The organism is Phenylobacterium sp. LjRoot219, from assembly GCF_964252995.1.
GTDB lineage: Bacteria > Pseudomonadota > Alphaproteobacteria > Caulobacterales > Caulobacteraceae > Phenylobacterium.
Genome location: NZ_CAXUQI020000003.1, coordinates 220,595 through 238,020, shown reverse-complemented (window position 1 = coordinate 238,020; position 17,426 = coordinate 220,595). Strand labels below are relative to the sequence as shown.

Below are 17,426 nucleotides of genomic sequence, written 5' to 3'. Positions count from 1 at the left end.
CGTGCGATGCGACGCCCAGCTGGTTAGCTATGTGTGCAATTTCGCAGGTTGGTGATGATTTCAGTTATCGACGAGCTGGTGCGGCGGCGGGCCGAGAACCGCATCGGCGGCGGTGAGCGCCGGATCGCCAACCAGCACGCCAAAGGCAAGCTGACCGCGCGTGAGCGGATCGACCTGCTGCTCGACGAAGGTTCGTTCGAAGAGTTCGACATGTTCGTCGAACCGCGCCGCAACGAATTCGACACCGGCGAGAACGTGATCCCCGGCGACGGCGTGATCACCGGCTGGGGCACGATCAACGGTCGGGTCGTCTTCGTCTTCTCCAAGGACTTCACGGTGTTCGGCGGCTCGCTCTCGGCGACCCACGCCCAGAAGATCGTCAAGGTGCAGCGCCAGGCCATGAAGGTCGGCGCGCCGATCATCGGCCTGTTCGACGCGGGCGGCGCCCGCATCCAGGAAGGCGTGGACAGCCTCGCCGGCTACGCCGACATCTTCCTCGAAAACACCCTGGCCTCGGGCGTCATCCCGCAGATCAGCGTGATCATGGGCCCGTGCGCCGGCGGCGACGTCTATTCGCCGGCGATCACCGACTTCATCTTCATGGTGAAGGACACGAGCTACATGTACGTGACCGGCCCCGATGTGGTGAAGACGGTCACCCACGAGGACGTCACCCATGACGAGCTCGGCGGCTACCGCGTCCACGCCCAGAAGTCCGGCGTGGTCGACGGCGCGTTCGAGAACGACCTCGAGGCGCTGACCCAGGTCCGCCGGCTGATCGACTTCCTGCCGCTCTCCAACCGCGAGAAGCCGCCGGTCCGCGAAAGCTTCGACGACCCGAACCGGGACGAGGCCTCGCTCGACACCCTGGTGCCGGCCAATCCGAACAAGCCCTACGACATCAAGGAACTGATCCTGAAGGTCGTGGACGAGGCCGACTTCTTCGAGGTCAGCCCGGAATACGCCAAGAACATCGTCGTCGGCTTCGCGCGTCTCGACGGCCAGCCGGTCGGCGTCGTCGCCAACCAGCCGCAGGTGCTGGCGGGCGTGCTCGACATCGACTCCAGCCGCAAGGCCGCGCGCTTCGTGCGCTTCTGCGACGCCTTCGACATTCCGCTGGTCACCTTCGTCGACGTGCCGGGCTTCATGCCGGGCACCCGGCAGGAGCAGGGCGGCCTGATCCGCCACGGCGCCAAGCTGCTGTTCGCCTACGCCGAGGCCACCGTGCCGAAGCTGACCGTGATCACCCGCAAGGCCTACGGCGGCGCCTACGACGTCATGAGCTCCAAGCACCTGCGAGGCGACGTCAACTACGCCTGGCCGACCGCCGAGATCGCGGTGATGGGCTCGAAGGGCGCGGTGGAGATCATCTTCCGGTCCGAGATCGGCGACTCCGAGGCCATCGCCAAGCGCGAGGCCGAGTACAAGACGAAGTTCGCCAACCCGTTCGTGGCCGCTTCGCGCGGCTACATCGACGACGTGATCATGCCGCACGGCACGCGTCGCCGGCTGGTGCGCGCGCTGAAGAGCCTCAAGGGCAAGCAGCTCAGCAATCCCTGGAAGAAGCACGACAACATCCCGCTGTAGGAGGTAGCCCCACCCCATGAATATTCATGAACACCAAGCCAAAGCCGTCCTCAAAGAGTTCGGCGTAGCCATTCCTCGCGGCATGCCCGCGTTTACAGTCGGGCACGCCGAAACCGCAGCCGAGCAGCTCGGCGGGCCGGTGTTCGTCGTCAAGTCGCAGATCCACGCCGGCGGCCGCGGCAAGGGCAAGTTCGAGGGCCTCGCCCCCGACGCCAAGGGCGGCGTTCGGGTTCTGAAGTCGGTGGAAGACGTCAAGGCCAACGCCGCCGAGATGCTCGGCCGCGTGCTGGTGACCCACCAGACCGGTCCCGCCGGCAAGCAGGTGAACCGCCTCTACATCGAGGAAGGCGCCGCGATCGCCAAGGAATTCTACCTGTCGCTGCTGGTCGACCGCGATACGAGCCGGGTCTCGGTCGTCGCTTCGACCGAAGGCGGCATGGACATCGAGGACGTCGCCCACGCGACGCCCGAGAAGATCATCACCTTCACCATCGACCCGGCGACGGGCGTGTGGCCGCACCACGGCCTGGCGCTCGGTCAGGCGCTCGGCCTGAAGGGCGATCTGGCGAAGCAGGCGACCAAGCTGCTCAACCAGCTCTACGAAGCCTTCCTGGCCAAGGACATGGCCATGCTCGAGATCAACCCGCTGATCGTCACCGCTGACGAGCAGCTGCGGGTGCTCGACGCCAAGGTGTCGTTCGACCCCAACGCCCTCTACCGCCACCCGGACATCAAGGCGCTGCGCGACGAGAGCGAAGAGGACCCGAAGGAGATCGAGGCCTCCAAGCACGACCTCTCCTACATCGCCCTCGACGGCACCATCGGCTGCATGGTCAACGGCGCCGGTCTGGCGATGGCCACCATGGACATCATCAAGCTCTACGGCGCTGCGCCGGCGAACTTCCTCGATGTCGGCGGCGGCGCGACCAAGGAGAAGGTGACGGCGGCGTTCAAGATCATCACCGCCGACCCGAACGTGAAGGGCATCCTGGTCAACATCTTCGGCGGCATCGCCCGCTGCGACATCCTGGCCGAGGGCGTCATCGCCGCGGTCAAGGAGACCGGCCTGAAGGTGCCGCTGGTGGTGCGCCTCGAAGGCACCAACGCCGAGCTCGGCAAGGACATCATCAACAAGAGCGGCCTGAACGTGATCGCCGCCAACGATCTCTCCGACGGCGCGGAAAAGATCGTCAAGGCCGTGCAGGGGGCCGCCTAATGTCAGTTCTGATCGGTAAAGACACTCGCGTCATCTGCCAGGGCATCACCGGCTCGCAGGGCACGTTCCACTCGGAACAGGCGATCGCTTACGGCACCAAGATGGTCGGCGGCACCTCGCCCGGCAAAGGCGGGACCAAGCACATCGGCCTGCCGGTGTTCAACACGGTGGGCGAAGCCGCCCGGGAAACCGGCGCCGACGCCAGCGTGATCTACGTGCCGCCGCCGTTCGCGGCCGACGCCATCCTCGAAGCCATCGACGCCGAGATCCCGCTGATCATCTGCATCACCGAGGGCATCCCGGTGGCCGACATGGTCAAGGTGAAGCGCTCGCTGTCGGGCTCCAAGTCGCGGCTGATCGGTCCGAACTGCCCGGGCGTGCTGACGCCGGGCGAGTGCAAGATCGGCATCATGCCGGGCAACATCTTCAAGCGCGGCTCGGTGGGCGTTGTTTCGCGCTCCGGGACGCTTACCTACGAGGCGGTCTTCCAGACCACCAACGTCGGCCTCGGCCAGACCACGGCGGTCGGCATCGGCGGCGACCCGGTGAAGGGCACCGAGTTCGTCGACGTGCTGCAGATGTTCCTGGACGACCCCGAGACCGAGTCGATCATCATGATCGGTGAAATCGGCGGCTCGGCGGAAGAAGCAGCGGCTGAATTCATCAAGAATTCACCCATCAAGAAGCCTATGGTGGGCTTCATTGCGGGCCGTACGGCGCCTCCGGGCCGCCATATGGGCCACGCCGGGGCGATCATCTCCGGCGGCAAGGGCGGGGCTGAAGACAAGATCGCGGCGATGGAAGCGGCGGGCATCCGCGTGTCTCCGTCCCCCGCGAAGCTGGGCGAAACCCTGCTCGAGGTGCTGAAAGGCGCAAGCCGGTGAGCGGTCCGCCCCTGGCGCCGGAGGCTCCGACCTATCGCGGTCCCGTCCTGAACGACTGGAACACGACGCTCCTGGCGACCCAGGAGGTAATTGTCCGGCGTCTGGGGCTACTGACGCAGGCTGATGGCTCCGCGCGCGCGGAGCTGCAGCTTGCTGTCTCCGAGAAACTGGAATTCTGCGCGCGCTGGAGTTGGCTCTTGGCCGCCGGAGGATGGCTCAAGCTCGACAACGCATTCGTCCAGATGTCGAGCGAGGCGATGGCGAAGATTCGGGAAAATCGGGACCGTCTGGCCTCCGACCATCGCCCGGTGGCGGACTACAATACCGCCGCACCGGGGCTGACGAGCGATCTCGGCTGACCAGATGTTTTCCAAGATCCTGATCGCCAACCGCGGGGAAATCGCGGTCCGCATTATCAAGACGTGCCGCAAGCTCGGCATTAAGACCGTCGTCGTCTATTCCGAGGCCGACGCGGACTCGATGGCCGTCGAGATGGCCGACGAGTCGGTCTTCATCGGTGCGGCGCCCGCCGCCGAAAGCTACCTGGTCGCCGACAAGATCGTCGCCGCCTGCCGCGAAACCGGCGCGGAAGCGGTCCACCCGGGCTTCGGCTTCCTGTCGGAGAACGCCGGCTTCGCCGAGCGGCTGGCCAAGGAAGGCATCGTCTTCATCGGTCCCAACCCCGGCGCCATCAAGGCGATGGGCGACAAGATCGAGTCGAAGAAGTTCGCCGCCAAGGCCGGCGTCTCGACCGTCCCCGGCCACGTCGGCGAGATCGAAGACACCGCCCACGCGATCAAGATCGCCGAGGAAATCGGCTATCCGGTGATGATCAAGGCCTCCGCCGGCGGCGGCGGCAAGGGCATCCGCGTCGCCTGGAACCGCCAGGACGTCGAGGAAGGCTTCCCGGCGGTGCGCGCCGAGGCCAAGGCCAGCTTCGGCGACGACCGGATCTTCATCGAGAAGTTCATCGAGAGCCCGCGCCACATCGAGATCCAGGTGCTCGGCGACAAGCACGGCAATGTCGTCCACCTGTTCGAGCGCGAATGCTCGATCCAGCGCCGCAACCAGAAGGTCATCGAAGAAGCGCCGAGCCCGCTGCTCGACGCGAAGACCCGCGCCGACATGGGCGCGCAGGCCGTCGCCTTGGCCAAGGCGGTCAATTACGACAGCGCCGGCACCGTCGAGTTCGTCGCCGGCCAGGACCGCAGCTTCTTCTTCCTGGAGATGAACACCCGTCTGCAGGTCGAACACCCGGTCACCGAGATGATCACCGGCGTCGACCTGGTCGAGCAGATGATCCGTTCGGCCGCCGGGGAGAAGATGACGTTCGGCCAGGACGATCTGAAGATCGACGGCTGGGCGGTCGAAAGCCGGATCTACGCCGAAGACCCGTACCGCGGCTTCCTGCCGTCGATCGGCCGTCTGGTGCGCTACAGCCCGCCGGCCGAGGGCCCGCTGCTCGGCGGCGGCATCATCCGCAACGACGCCGGCGTCCGCGAGGGCGACGAGATCTCGATGTTCTACGACCCGATGATCTCGAAGCTGTCGACCTGGGCCCCGACCCGCGAGGCGGCGATCGACACCATGGGGCGGGCGCTCGAGGACTTCCACATCGAGGGCCTGGGCCAGAACGTGCCCTTCCTGGCCGCGGTGATGGACCAGGAGCGTTTCCGCTCGGGCAAGCTGTCGACCAACTACATCAAGGACGAGTTCCCCGAGGGCTTCCACGGCGCTGAGCCGACCAGCTTCCAGCGCGACGTGATGGCCGCGGTGGCGCTGTCGATGCACCGCACCATGACCCGCCGCGCCGCGCCGCAACTGTTGCGCAACGACTGGGTGGTGGTGGAGAACGGCGAGCGCCGGGCGACCCGGGTGAGCAACGGCGGCGACGAGTTCGTGGTCGAGTTCCTCGGCGAGGGCCGCAAGCTGCGGCTCACCAAGGTCGACTGGCGTCCGGGCAAGCCGGTATTCGCCGGCGTGCTCGACGGGACGGCGTTCAGCGTCCAGGTCCAGCCGGCGGCGGAAGGCTTCAAGATCCGCCATCGCGCGGCGACCGCCCACGTCCTGGTGCTCACCGAGCGCTCGGCTGAACTGCACGAGAAGCTGCCGCCGAAGCAGGCGGCGGACACCTCGAAGATGGTGCTCTCGCCGATGCCGGGCCTGGTCGTCGCCCTCGACGTCTCCGTCGGCCGCGAAGTCCGCTCGGGCGAGCAGGTCGCGATCATCGAGGCGATGAAGATGCAGAACATCATCCGCGCCGAGCGCGACGGGGTGGTGAAGGCGGTCAACGCCAAGGCCGGAGACAGCGTCGCCGCCGACGAGGTGCTGGTCGAGTTCGGATAGTTGATCAGCAACACCGCCCGCCCAAGATCGCAGGTGAGGGGACGAAGTCCGGCGTCGTTCCACCATTCACTGAAATGGTACGCCTTGGTTACACCCTCTCCAACTCGACGAGAACGCCCGCGCCGGCGCCATAATTCGTCAGGTTCAAGGGCACACGCCCCGACAGGAAAAACCTGGCCGTCACCTGCCTTACCAGGAGCAATGTATGGACGACGCCCTTCGCCGCGCCGCGCTCGCCTATCACCGCCTGCCGCGGCCCGGAAAACTGGCGATCGAGCCGACCAAGCCGCTGGCCAGCCAGCGCGACCTCGCCCTCGCCTATTCGCCGGGCGTCGCTGCGGCCTGCGAAGCCATCGTCGAGGATCCGGGTGCGGCGGACGAGCTAACCGCCCGCGCCAACCTGGTGGCGGTGATCACCAACGGCACCGCGGTCCTCGGGCTCGGCGATATTGGCCCGTTGGCGGGCAAGCCGGTAATGGAAGGCAAGGCGGTCCTCTTCAAGAAATTCGCCGGCATCGACGTCTTCGACCTGGAGGTCGACGCCACCGAGGTCGACCGCTTCGTCGAGGTGGTGGCCGCCCTCGAGCCCACCTTCGGCGGGATCAACCTCGAGGACATCAAGGCGCCGGAGTGCTTCGAGATCGAACGCCGGCTGCGCGAGCGGATGCAGGTGCCGGTCTTCCACGACGACCAGCACGGCACCGCCATCGTCTGCGCTGCGGCCGTTCGCAACGGCCTGACCTTGCAGGGCAAGCAGCTCGAGGACGTGAAGCTGGTGACGTCGGGGGCCGGCGCTGCGGCCATGGCCAGCGTAGACCTCTTGGTGCGCATGGGCCTCAAGGTCGAGAACGTCACCCTCACCGACATCGCCGGGGTCGTCCACGCCGGCCGCAACGACCTGCCGCCGAACGTCGCCCGCTACGCCCGCGCCACCGAGGCCCGCACCCTGCCGGACGTGCTGCCGGGCGCGGACGTGTTCCTCGGCCTGTCCGCGCCGCGCGTGCTGAAGCCGGAGTGGCTCGCGCTGCTCGCCGACAAGCCGCTGATCCTCGCCCTGGCCAACCCGGAGCCGGAGATCCTGCCGGAGCTGGTGCGACGAGCGAGGCCCGACGCGATCGTCGCGACCGGCCGCAGCGACTATCCCAACCAGGTCAACAACGTCCTCTGCTTCCCCTTTGTCTTCCGCGGGGCGCTGGACGTCGGCGCGCGCGAGATCAACGAGGAGATGAAGATCGCCGCGGCCGAGGCGATCGCCAGCCTCGCCCGGGTCGAGGCCAGCGACGTCGCCGCCTCCGCCTATTCTGGGGAGTCCGCCCTCTTCGGGCCCGACTCGATCATCCCCAAGCCTTTCGACCATCGGCTGATCCTGCAGATCGCCCCGGCGGTCGCCCGTGCGGCGATGGACTCCGGCGTCGCCCGCCGGCCGATCACCGACTTCGACGCCTACCGCGCGGAGCTGGAGCAGTACGTCTACCGCTCCGGCCAGCTGATGCGGCCGGTGTTCGCCCGGGCGCGCGACGCCCGCCGCCGCATCGCCTACGGCGACGGCGAGGACGAGCGCGTGCTGCGCGCCGCCCAGACCGTGGTCGACGAGAATCTTGCCCGGCCGGTGCTAGTCGGCCGTCAGGCGGTGATCGATGAACGGCGGCGTGCGCTGGGGCTGCGGTTCCGGCTCGGCGAGGAGGTCGAGGTCTTCGATCCGGCAGCGGATCCGCGGGCGGCCGAACTGTCGTTCGAATACGCGCGGCTGGTGGAGCGCCGGGGCGCCACGCCAACCGCCGCGGCCCGGCGGTTCAGCACCCGAGGCTCGGTGAGCGCGGCCATGCTGCTGCGCGCCGGGATGGTCGACGGCGCCCTGGTCGGCGGCGCGGGCGACTGGTGGCGGCATTTCACCTATGTGCTGCCGGTCCTGCCACGGCGTGCAGACACCGGCCGCATCTATGCGCTTTCGGGTCTCATCCTGCCGCAGGGACCGCTGTTCATCTGCGACACCCATGTGGTCGTCGATCCCACCGCCGAGCAGGTGGCCGAGGCGACCTTCCTTTCGGTCGAGGCGGTGCGCCGCTTCGGCCTGACGCCGCGGGTGGCCCTGCTGTCCCACTCCAGCTTCGGCTCGAGCCATTCGCCGTCGGCGAAGAAGATGCGCGAAGCCCTGCACCTCATCGAGGCGCAGAAGCCCGACTTCCAGGTCGACGGCGAGATGCACGGCGACTCCGCCCTGCTGCCCCCGGCCCGCGCCCGCTACGTCACTGAGAGCAAGCTGCAGGGGGCAGCGAACTTGCTGGTCATGCCCTCGCTTGATGCGGCGAACATCGCGCTGAGCCTGCTCGCCAGCGCCGGCGACGGCCTGCAGGTCGGCCCGCTGCTGCTGGGCGTCGCCCAGCCCCTGCACATCCTCGATGCGACGGTGACCACCCGCGGCGTCGTCAACCTGACGGCGGTGTGCGCGGCGGAGGCGCAGGGCGGCTAGGGCGACTTTTGTCGATGCAGAAGCTCTCCGCGACGACCCACGCGGATCGCCGGCTTCTTATCGTTGAGAGCCATTTCGTGTAGTCGGACGCCGGCTGAGCGTCCTAACGTCGCGTCGCAATTGGAGTGAGGCCGACCCCGCTACGCGTGGCGTTCGAGCCCGACACCGGCAGACAGCGCGGAAATCTCGTCGCCATATGGATAACTTCGGGGCAGACCACGTTCGAGCTCGCATCGGCGGGCTGGAACTTGGGCTCCCCGCCGCAAAGAGGCGAGCGCGCCTAGCACTTGAGTGCGGCCGCGAACCGCTTCGGTTCGGTGACTCGGGTTTCGGCGAGTTCGGCGCGCCGGCGAAGGTCTTCGGCGTAGCTGAGCAGTTCGTGCTTGTCGCTCAAAAGCGAGATGACAGCGGCGGCTTGCTCCATGAGCTCGGCCTGCTGCCTCAGTTCCTCAGCGCTCCACATGTTACGCTTCTCCTCGCTCGTCGGCCGGGGCGTCCCGCACCGCTGCTGCGTGTTGCCGTTTCTGTGGTTCGATGCGTCCAATCGCGCGTGACGATGTCGACGGCTGCGACCTAGCAGGCGGCGCCTTTATCCGGCGCCTTATGCAGAGGGTGCGCGGACGGCGCAGCGCATCACCATTGGACCCCTCGACATCGCGGATCGCTCCCTTGCGTCCCGACAGATGATATATCCCACCTAGTTATATAAGACGAGGGTTTTTTTTCAATCCGTCGAGCTCGTGCGCCAAGTGAGTGACGTTAGCCGAGCAGGACGCGGCGGCGGAGATAGGCGGAAGTCGTGACGATGCGACATCGTCAACGATGGCGAAGACGCGCATATCCAATCCGTATCGGGCCCTTGCGATGGCGTATAATGGAGTGAATGGCGGCCGCCACGTCACCCATATACGCGCGCAGCGTGGATAAGTGTGCGTCTACGATCTGCGCATTATTGTCTTATCCATATCCCGTCGCACAATCAGGAAATCGCTCCGCGCACATGATGTGAACTGGACGCCGCCTAGGCTTGTTACGACGATATAGATGGCGGCCTCAGTTACGTCGGAATTGACACAAAAAGTTATTACTGTCGCGTTTGGGCGTCGGCAAATACGGTGAGTGCGCTTTGACGCCGATATCTTAGTCAATTCATGACGTGAATTCTGCGCGGGCGGAGGAAGAAGCGCATTTCGCACGGGATCGGAACTGACCGGGCGCTGAGAAAGCCCGGATTGAAGTTTGTCGGTCGCTGCGCCAACATATCTATCTAGGTGCGACCGCGGAGGGTCGCGAGAGCTGACAGAAGCGTTGCGTGGCAAGAAGCTGATGAGCGGCCGGCTCTTTGGAACTTTGGTCGCCACGCTCCGGTGGTCGCGGACGGTCTCGCCCAGGCGCTCTGCGCCGGGCCGCGAAGGCGCCGCTCGCCGGCGACTGACGGGCAACGGAAAGAAGGCGCTGGCCGCTTCTGGTGGTGAGCCGGCCAGGACGCCCGCCAGGCGGCGGCCTAAGAAATAGAACCTAGTTGACGATGATGGGGCCATGGGGGAAGACGATCAGGCCGAGCGCCGCGGCAGGGCGCACATCCTCGTCGGAGAGACCAGAAAATGGGCGGCAGTGGTTGGAGAGGAACTTCGAGTCGGCCCACGCCGCTCGTGACGCTCGAGAACGCGCACTTCTGGACAGGCGGCGCGCAGGGCAAGCTTCAGATCCAGCGTTGCCAGGCGTGCGGCTGGCATCACCATCCGCCAAAGTCCCGCTGCTCTGAGTGCCTGAGCGACAAGATCTCGGTGGCGGCCCTGTCCGGGCGCGGCGTTGTCGTGGCGCGGACCACGAACCACCAGATGTGGCATCCGGAGTTTACGCCGCCCTACGTCATCGCCATCGTCGAGCTGGAGGAGGCGTCGCACGTGCGGCTGACGACCCGCATCGTCAACTGCATGCCTGAGGACGTCGTCATCGGCAGCCGCGTGCGGGTGGTCTTCGAGCGCCAAGGCCCAGCATGGATGCCGCTGTTCGAACTGGACGCCGCCTGATGGACAAGTTCGAAGCGAAGGTCCGCATCACCGGGATCGGCATGTCCGACGTCGGCCGGCGTCTCGGCCGCGACCCGGTTGGCCTGACACTGGACGCCTGCCTTGCCGCAATACGCGACGCCGGTCTGACGCGACGCGACATCGACGGCCTGGTCACCAGCCCCGGTCCCCTCGGCAATAACGGCTACAGCGGCGGCGGCGTCCGCGACGTGGAGGAGATCCTGCGGATCAATCCACGCTGGTTCCGGTCGAGCGGCGAGACCTGCGGGCACAGCGGCCCCGTGGTGGACGCCGCCATGGCGATCGCCGCCGGCCTCTGCCGCCATGTGCTGGTCTTCCGCTCCACCTGGGAGTCGACCGCCACGGCCCGTATGCGGGAGGCGTCCCCGACGACACCGGCGCCCATCGAGGGTGACTTCCAGTGGCGTGTCCCCTTCGGCGCGTTCTCGGCGGCCAACTGGATCGGGATGCTGGCCGACCGGCATATGTACGAATTCGGCACCACGCGCGAGCAGTTGGGCGCCATCGCCCTTAATGCGCGCGCGAACGCCGCGCGCAATCCCGCCGCGGTTTATCGCGAGCCCCTGACAATGGACGACTACCTGAACGCGAGGATGATCTCCACGCCGCTGGGGCTTTACGACTGCGACGTCCCTTGTGACGGCGCCGTCGCCCTCGTCCTATCGTCTGTGGAGGCGTCCCAGGACACCCGCCGGTCGCGGCCGATTCGGATCGAGGCTCTCGGCACCCAGACGCTGGAGCGCTGGAGTTGGGACCAGGGCACCTTGATCCACGAGCCGATGCTGGTCGGCGCGGCTAAATCCATGTGGGAGCGGACGGACCTCAAACCCGCCGACGTCGATGTCGCCGAGCTTTATGACGGCTTCAGTTTCAATTGCCTGAGCTGGATCGAGGCGCTCGGCTTCTGTCCTACGGGCGAGGGCGGCCGCTTCGTTGAGGGAGGCGCGCGGATCGCGCTGGACGGCGAGTTGCCGCTCAACACCCATGGGGGCCAGCTATCCGCCGGTCGGCTGCAAGGCTTCGGTTTCCTTCACGAAGCCTGCGTCCAACTCTGGGACGAGGGCGGCGAACGCCAGGTCCCGGGCGGCCCGGAAGTCGCGTGCGTCTCGACTGGCGGGGGCGTCCCCGGCGGCGCGATCCTGCTTACGCGCGGTTAGCTGCGGCGCGGCGCCCCTCCCCTTGGAGATTCCCAACCTAGTTGAATAGGTGCACCATGTTTGGTAAGGCCTATCAGGACAGCAAAGGAAGGCGTTTGGATGGTTCTTGAGGGCAAGGTGATTGCAGTGACCGGCGCGGGCCGCGGCATCGGTCGCGAGATCGCGATCCTCTGCGCCAGGGAAGGCGCCGCCGTGGTCGTGAACGACCTAGGCGCCAGCGCCGCGGGCGACGGTGCGGACGTCGGCCCGGCCGAAGAGGTTGTCGCTGCGATCCGCAGCGCCGGCGGCAAGGCCGTGATCAACGGCGCGAGCGTCGCCGATCCGCATGGCGCGGCCTCGATCATTGAAGACGCGGTTCAGAACTTTGGCCGCATCGACGGCGTCGTCAACAACGCCGGCATCTTGCGGGACCGCATGTTCCACAAGATGAGCCTTGAGGATTGGCGTACGGTCATCGACGTCCACCTCAACGGCACCTTCTACGTCTCGAAAGCGGCGGCGAACTATTTCAAGGACCAGGGCAGCGGCGCCTACGTCCACTTCACCTCGACCTCAGGTCTTATCGGCAACTTCGGCCAGTCGAACTATTCGGCCGCCAAGATGGGCGTTGTCGGTCTATCGAATTCGATCGCCCTCGACATGCAGCGAGCGGGCGTTCGTTCGAACTGCATAGCGCCGTTCGCCTGGAGCCGGTTGATCGCAACCATTCCGGCGGAAACCGAGACGGAGAAGCTGAGAGTCGAGCGGATGCAGTCCATGTCCGCCGACAAGATCGCCCCGCTGGTCGCGAGCCTGCTCTCCGACGCCGCTTCCGACATCACCGGCCAGGTCTTCTGCGTGCGGAAGAACGAGATCGTTCTCTTCTCGCCCTCGCGGCCTGTCCGCAGCCTGCACCGTTCAGAAGGCTGGACCGCCGAGACGATCGCAACGGAGGCCCTGCCCGCCTTCCGCGCCAACATTCAGCCGCTGGCCCGCTCCAGCGACATCTTCTGCTACGACCCCGTCTAAGCCGTGGCCTTCGATCCGGACCAGCTGATCGCCCGCCCCCCGATCGAGACGCGTCAGCAGCTCGAGCCCGCAGCCGTGATCCTCTACGCCCTGGGGGTCGGGGCCCGGGACCTGCAATACGTCTATGAGCAGGGCCTGAGGGCGTTGCCGACCATGGCCGCCGCCATGGCCTATCCGGGTTTCGTCTGGCGCGACTACGATCTCGGGGTCGATTGGCGGCGGGTTCTCCACGGGGAGACCAGCATCACCCTGGCCGCCCCCCTGCCAGTGCAGGGCGAGCTGATCGGACGGACCCGCTTCGGCCCGATCTTCGATAAGGGCGCGCAGAAGGGTGCGGTGGCCTATCAGACCCGCGAAATCCACACCGCCGACGGCGTCCATGTAGCCACCGTGCGCAATGGCAGCTTCCTGCGCAGCGAGGGAGGCTTCGGCGGCTCCTCGGAGGGCCAGCCGCAGCCGCATCGAATTCCGGACCGCGAGCCAGACGTGACGGTGCAGATGGCCACAACATCGGACCAGGCGCTGATCTATCGGTTGTCGGGCGATCTCAATCCGCTGCACATCGATCCGCAAGTCGCTCAGGCAGCTGGATTCCCCCGACCGATCCTCCACGGATTGGCCAGTTACGGCGTGGCGGGACGCGCGCTCCTGCAGGCGCTCTGCGAAAACGAGCCGGAACGGCTCAAACGGCTGGACGTACGCTTCGCCAGTCCGCTGTTTCCCGGCGAAACCCTTCGCATCGCCATCTGGCGCGAAGGCGACGGCCGCGCGGCGTTCCGCGCCACCGTCGAGGAGCGCGGTCAGGTCATCCTCAACAACGGCTACGCGGAGTTCGCATGAGCGGCGACACCGGCATCCTCTCCTTTGGCGCCTACATCCCGCGCAAGCGCCTGCAGCGAGCCGCCATCTATTCGACGAACGCCTGGTTTGCGCCTGGACTGAAAGGGCTGGCGAAGGGCGAGCGCGCCGTCGGCGACTGGGATGAGGACGTCATCACCATGGCGGTCGAGGCCGCGCGCGACACCCTCGAGGGCGTCGATCGCGCGACGGTCGGATCGCTGAGCCTGGCGTCGACCAGCCTGCCGTTCGTCGATCGCCTCAACAGCGGCGTCGTTAAAGAGGCGCTGAACCTCGCCGACGGCATCGCGGCCTTGGACGTCACCGGCAGCCAGCGGGCGGGTACGTCGGCGCTCCTGCAGGCGCTTGCCGCGGCCGCCGGCGGCCGCGGGCCGCACCTTTGCCTCGCCTCAGAGATGCGCAAGAGCCGTCCCGCCTCGGAGGCGGAATTGACGACCGGCGACGCCGCGGCGGGTCTCCTGGTCGGAGCCGGCGAACCCGTCGCCCGATTCCTCGGGGCGCATAGCGTGACCGCCGATTTCGTCGACCATTACCGCTCTGCGGGCATGACCTTCGACTACGCGTGGGAAAGCCGCTGGGTGCGTGACGAAGGCTATATGGCGCTCGCTGGAACCGCGCTGCAGGCCGCCTTGCGGAGCCTTGCCGTCGCGCCCGAGGCGATCGATCGCCTGATCATCCCGATCTCGGTTCGCGGCGTGGCGGAAGGTCTTGCAAAGCAAGCGGGCGTCAGGGCCGAGGCCGTAGAGGACACCCTTGCGGCGAACGTCGGCGACGCTGGTGTCGCCCATCCGCTCCTGATGCTGGCCGCCGCCCTGCAGACGGCGCGGCCTGGCGAAAAGATCCTCCTCATGGGGTTCGGCCAGGGTGTCGACGTCCTGCTGTTCGAGGCGACCGACGCGCTCGACAAGCTGCCGCCGCGGCGCGGCGTGCAAGGCGCCCTCGCCCGCAGGTTCAGCGACGAGAACTACACGCGCTGGCTGTTCCATCGCGGGCTCCTCGATCTCGAACTCGGCATGCGCGCGGAGGCTGATCAGAAACAGCCGGCGACGACGCTATGGCGCAATCGCAAGGCGGTCCTCGGACTCGTCGGCGGCCGCTGCGCCAAGACCGGCGTCGTGCAGTTCCCCAAGACCGATATCTCGGTCAATCGGGAGGAGCGCTCCGCCCACACGCAGGAAGACCATCCGCTGGCGGACCGCAAGGCCCGGGTGGTCACCTTTACGGCTGACAGCCTGACCTATTCGCCGAACCCGCCCTCGCTCTACGGCATGGTGGACTTCGAAGGCGGCGGCCGGATCACGGTCGAGTTCGCCGACGTCGAAGGCGTGGACGTCGAGGTCGGCCGCGAGATGCGGATGATGTTCCGCATCAAGGCGGTCGACGAAAGCCGCAGCTTCACCAAGTACTTCTGGAAGGCGGCGCCGGTCGCCTGACCGCGCCACGCAAGGGAACAGAGATCGATGGCGCGTGGCATCAAGGACAAGGTCGCGATCCTCGGCATGGGGTGCACCAAGTTCGGCGAGCGTTGGGACAAGGACGCCGACAGCCTGATGGTCGAGGCGTTCGAGGAGGCGCTCGCGGACGCGGGGATCGAGAGCTCGCAGATCAACGCCGCCTGGCTGGGCGTCGGGTTCGACGCGATGAACATCGGCCCCTCGGGGATTCCGCTGTCGATCGCGCTTCGGCTCCCCGACGTCGGCGTGACGAAGGTCGAGAACTATTGCGCGAGCGGGACCGAGAGCTTCCGCGGCGCGGTCTATGCAGTCGCGAGCGGCGCCGCCGACATCGCCCTGGCGCTCGGCGTCGAGAAGCTCAAGGACACCGGCTACGGCGGACTGCCGGTGCGCAGCCGCGGCACCACCTTCGACATGATCGGACTGACCGGTTCGGCGCCGGGCAATTTCGCCCAGCTTGCGTCGGCCTACCGCGCCGCCCATGGCGTGGCCCGGGACGACCTGAAGCGGGCGATGGCGCACGTCTCCGTCAAGAGCCACGCCAACGGGGCGAAGAACCCCAAGGCCCACCTTCGCAAGCCAATCGACATCGACACCGTGCTGAACGCCCCGATGATCGCCGAGCCGCTCGGCCTCTTCGACTGCTGCGGCGTCTCCGACGGCGCCGCCTGCGCGATCGTCACCACCCCTGAGATCGCCCGGGCCCTCGGCAAGCAGGACCTGGTGACCATCAAGGCCCTGCAGATCTGCTCCTCCAACGGTTGGGAGCTGCAGCAGGCGGGCGGCTGGAACGGCGCCTATTTCCACACTACGCGGGTCGCGGCCAAGCGGGCCTATGAAGAGGCTGGCGTCACCAATCCGCGCGAACAGATCAGCCTCACCGAGGTGCACGACTGCTTTTCGATCACAGAGCTGGTGACGATGGAGGATCTCAACCTTTCGGAGGAAGGTCGCGGCTGGAAGGACGTCCTCGACGGCCGCTTCGACGCCGACGGCGCCGTGCCCTGCCAGATCGACGGCGGCCTGAAGTGCTTCGGCCATCCCATCGGCGCCTCGGGCCTTCGCATGCTGTACGAAAACTACCTGCAACTGCTCGGCCGCGCGGGTCCGCGCCAGCGCAGCCGCCCGCCCGCCCTGGCGCTCAGCCACAACCTCGGCGGGATGCCGAGCCAGAACGTCTCGGCGATCGCGATCGTGGGCCGCGCCGATGCATGACCCCGGCCTAGACCCCGAGCTGTTCGCCAGCTTCCTGGACGCCCTGCGCAGGTTCGTGCGCGAGCGGCTCGTGCCGGCGGAAGCGACGGTCATCAGCGCCGATCGCATTCCCGCCGAGCTGCTCGACGAGATGAGCGAGTTCGGGCTGTTCGGCCTCACCATCCCGGTGGAGTTTGGCGGCGCAGGCCTGTCGCTTTCCCAGTACCTCGAGGTCATCCTCGAGCTGTCCTGGGCCGCGCCGGCCTTCCGCTCGGTGATTGCGATCGGCACCGGCGTCGTCGCCACCGCGCTCAAACTGGATGGCACCGAAGAGCAGAAGGCCCTGTGGCTTCCGCAACTCGTCGACGGGGCGATCGCCAGCTTCGGCCTCACCGAACCCGATAGCGGATCTGACAGCGCCGGCATGAAGACCAGCGCCGTCAAGGACGGCGACCACTATGTGCTGAACGGGACCAAGCGCTACATCACCAATGCGCCGATGGCCCGTTTCGCGCTTGTCATGGCCAGGACGTCGCGGGAGAACCTGCCGGGCAACGCTCACGTGAGCGCCTTCCTGGTGCCCACCGATGCGCCGGGCGTGTCGATCGGCCGCCCGGACCAGAAGATGGGCCAGCGCGGCGCGCTGACGGCGGACCTGATCTTGCAGGACGTGCGCCTCGAGGCCTCCGCCCTGCTCGGCGGGGTGGAGGGACGTGGCTTCAAGACCGCCATGAAGGCGCTCGACGGCGGGCGCCTCAGCGTCGCGGCCGGCGCCATCGGATACGCCCGCCGCATCCTCGCTTCGGGGCTGCAATACGCCACGGAGCGGAAGGCCTTCGGTGAGCCGATCGCCAACTTCCAGCTCATTCAAGCCATGCTGGCCGACTCCCAGACCGAGCTCTACGCCGCCGAGTGCATGTTGCGCGACGTGGCGCGATTGGCGGCGGCTGGCGAGCGGATCTCCACCAAGGCCGCTTGCGTGAAGATGTTCGCCAGCGAAGCTTGCGGGCGCATCGCCGATCGCACGGTGCAGATCTACGGCGGCGCCGGCTACATGGCCGAGTACGAAGTCGAGCGCTTCTTCCGCGATTCCCGAGTTTATCGGATCTACGAGGGGACCACCCAGATCCTCCAGCTGGTCATCGCCAGGGCCATGCTGAAGGAACTTAACGAGGTTTGAACCGCACCCCGACCGCCC

14 protein-coding genes and 1 pseudogene are annotated in these 17,426 nt (G+C 67.0%); 14 read left to right on the top strand and 1 reads right to left on the bottom strand.

Features of this window, described 5'->3' with window-relative positions:
• Nucleotides 1-54 precede the first annotated feature (54 nt).
• From ACSQ14_RS25895 to ACSQ14_RS25870, 6 genes are all read left to right on the top strand, one after another.
• A complete protein-coding gene (locus ACSQ14_RS25895; RefSeq protein WP_436018032.1) occupies nt 55-1,587 on the top strand; it encodes an acyl-CoA carboxylase subunit beta in 1,533 nt (510 codons plus the stop codon).
• Nucleotides 1,588-1,603: 16 nt separating this feature from the next.
• Nucleotides 1,604-2,803, top strand: coding sequence for an ADP-forming succinate--CoA ligase subunit beta (gene sucC / locus ACSQ14_RS25890; protein WP_436018030.1), 1,200 nt, complete (start codon nt 1,604-1,606; stop codon nt 2,801-2,803).
• Nucleotides 2,803-3,687: a succinate--CoA ligase subunit alpha gene (sucD, locus tag ACSQ14_RS25885; RefSeq protein ID WP_436018028.1), complete on the top strand. Its 885-nt coding sequence runs from the start codon at nt 2,803-2,805 to the stop codon at nt 3,685-3,687. The genes sucC and sucD overlap by 1 nt, the downstream gene beginning before the upstream one ends.
• On the top strand, nt 3,684-4,046 hold the full coding sequence (locus ACSQ14_RS25880; RefSeq protein WP_436018026.1) for a hypothetical protein: 363 nt from the start codon (nt 3,684-3,686) through the stop codon (nt 4,044-4,046). The genes sucD and ACSQ14_RS25880 overlap by 4 nt, the downstream gene beginning before the upstream one ends.
• Nucleotides 4,047-4,050: 4 nt before the next feature.
• Nucleotides 4,051-6,033 (top strand): acetyl-CoA carboxylase biotin carboxylase subunit, encoded by a 1,983-nt coding sequence (locus tag ACSQ14_RS25875; RefSeq protein ID WP_436018024.1) that lies wholly within the window; start codon nt 4,051-4,053, stop codon nt 6,031-6,033.
• A gap of 205 nt (nt 6,034-6,238) precedes the next feature.
• Nucleotides 6,239-8,503 (top strand): NADP-dependent malic enzyme, encoded by a 2,265-nt coding sequence (locus ACSQ14_RS25870; RefSeq protein ID WP_436018022.1) that lies wholly within the window; start codon nt 6,239-6,241, stop codon nt 8,501-8,503.
• Between the two features lie 280 nt (nt 8,504-8,783).
• Here ACSQ14_RS25870 and ACSQ14_RS25865 read toward each other — a convergent pair whose 3' ends face one another.
• Nucleotides 8,784-8,966, bottom strand: coding sequence for a hypothetical protein (locus ACSQ14_RS25865; protein WP_436018020.1), 183 nt, complete (start codon nt 8,964-8,966; stop codon nt 8,784-8,786).
• A gap of 1,141 nt (nt 8,967-10,107) precedes the next feature.
• Here ACSQ14_RS25865 and ACSQ14_RS25860 point away from each other — a divergent pair.
• The 8 genes and pseudogenes from ACSQ14_RS25860 to ACSQ14_RS25825 all read left to right on the top strand — a co-directional run.
• A pseudogene (locus ACSQ14_RS25860) lies at nt 10,108-10,272 on the top strand (zinc ribbon domain-containing protein); the annotation flags it as partial.
• An 18-nt stretch (nt 10,273-10,290) separates the two neighbouring features.
• A complete protein-coding gene (locus ACSQ14_RS25855) occupies nt 10,291-10,536 on the top strand; it encodes a Zn-ribbon domain-containing OB-fold protein (RefSeq protein WP_436018134.1) in 246 nt (81 codons plus the stop codon).
• Nucleotides 10,536-11,714: a thiolase family protein gene (locus tag ACSQ14_RS25850; RefSeq protein WP_436018018.1), complete on the top strand. Its 1,179-nt coding sequence runs from the start codon at nt 10,536-10,538 to the stop codon at nt 11,712-11,714. Before ACSQ14_RS25855 ends, ACSQ14_RS25850 begins: the two co-directional genes overlap by 1 nt.
• Nucleotides 11,715-11,813: 99 nt before the next feature.
• Entirely contained in the window at nt 11,814-12,722 is a 909-nt protein-coding gene (locus tag ACSQ14_RS25845) for an SDR family NAD(P)-dependent oxidoreductase (RefSeq protein ID WP_436018016.1), read from the top strand.
• A 3-nt stretch (nt 12,723-12,725) separates the two neighbouring features.
• Nucleotides 12,726-13,562 (top strand): MaoC/PaaZ C-terminal domain-containing protein, encoded by an 837-nt coding sequence (locus ACSQ14_RS25840; protein ID WP_436018014.1) that lies wholly within the window; start codon nt 12,726-12,728, stop codon nt 13,560-13,562.
• Complete coding sequence (locus tag ACSQ14_RS25835; RefSeq protein ID WP_436018012.1) at nt 13,559-15,013, top strand: 3-hydroxy-3-methylglutaryl CoA synthase; 1,455 nt, start codon at nt 13,559-13,561, stop codon at nt 15,011-15,013. The genes ACSQ14_RS25840 and ACSQ14_RS25835 overlap by 4 nt, the downstream gene beginning before the upstream one ends.
• Before the next feature lie 27 nt (nt 15,014-15,040).
• Nucleotides 15,041-16,249, top strand: coding sequence for an acetyl-CoA acetyltransferase (locus ACSQ14_RS25830; protein ID WP_436018010.1), 1,209 nt, complete (start codon nt 15,041-15,043; stop codon nt 16,247-16,249).
• The gene (locus ACSQ14_RS25825) at nt 16,242-17,408 is read left to right on the top strand and encodes an acyl-CoA dehydrogenase family protein (RefSeq protein ID WP_436018008.1); all 1,167 of its coding nucleotides are present in this window, start codon (nt 16,242-16,244) and stop codon (nt 17,406-17,408) included. Before ACSQ14_RS25830 ends, ACSQ14_RS25825 begins: the two co-directional genes overlap by 8 nt.
• The last annotated feature ends 18 nt before the right edge of the window (nt 17,409-17,426 follow it).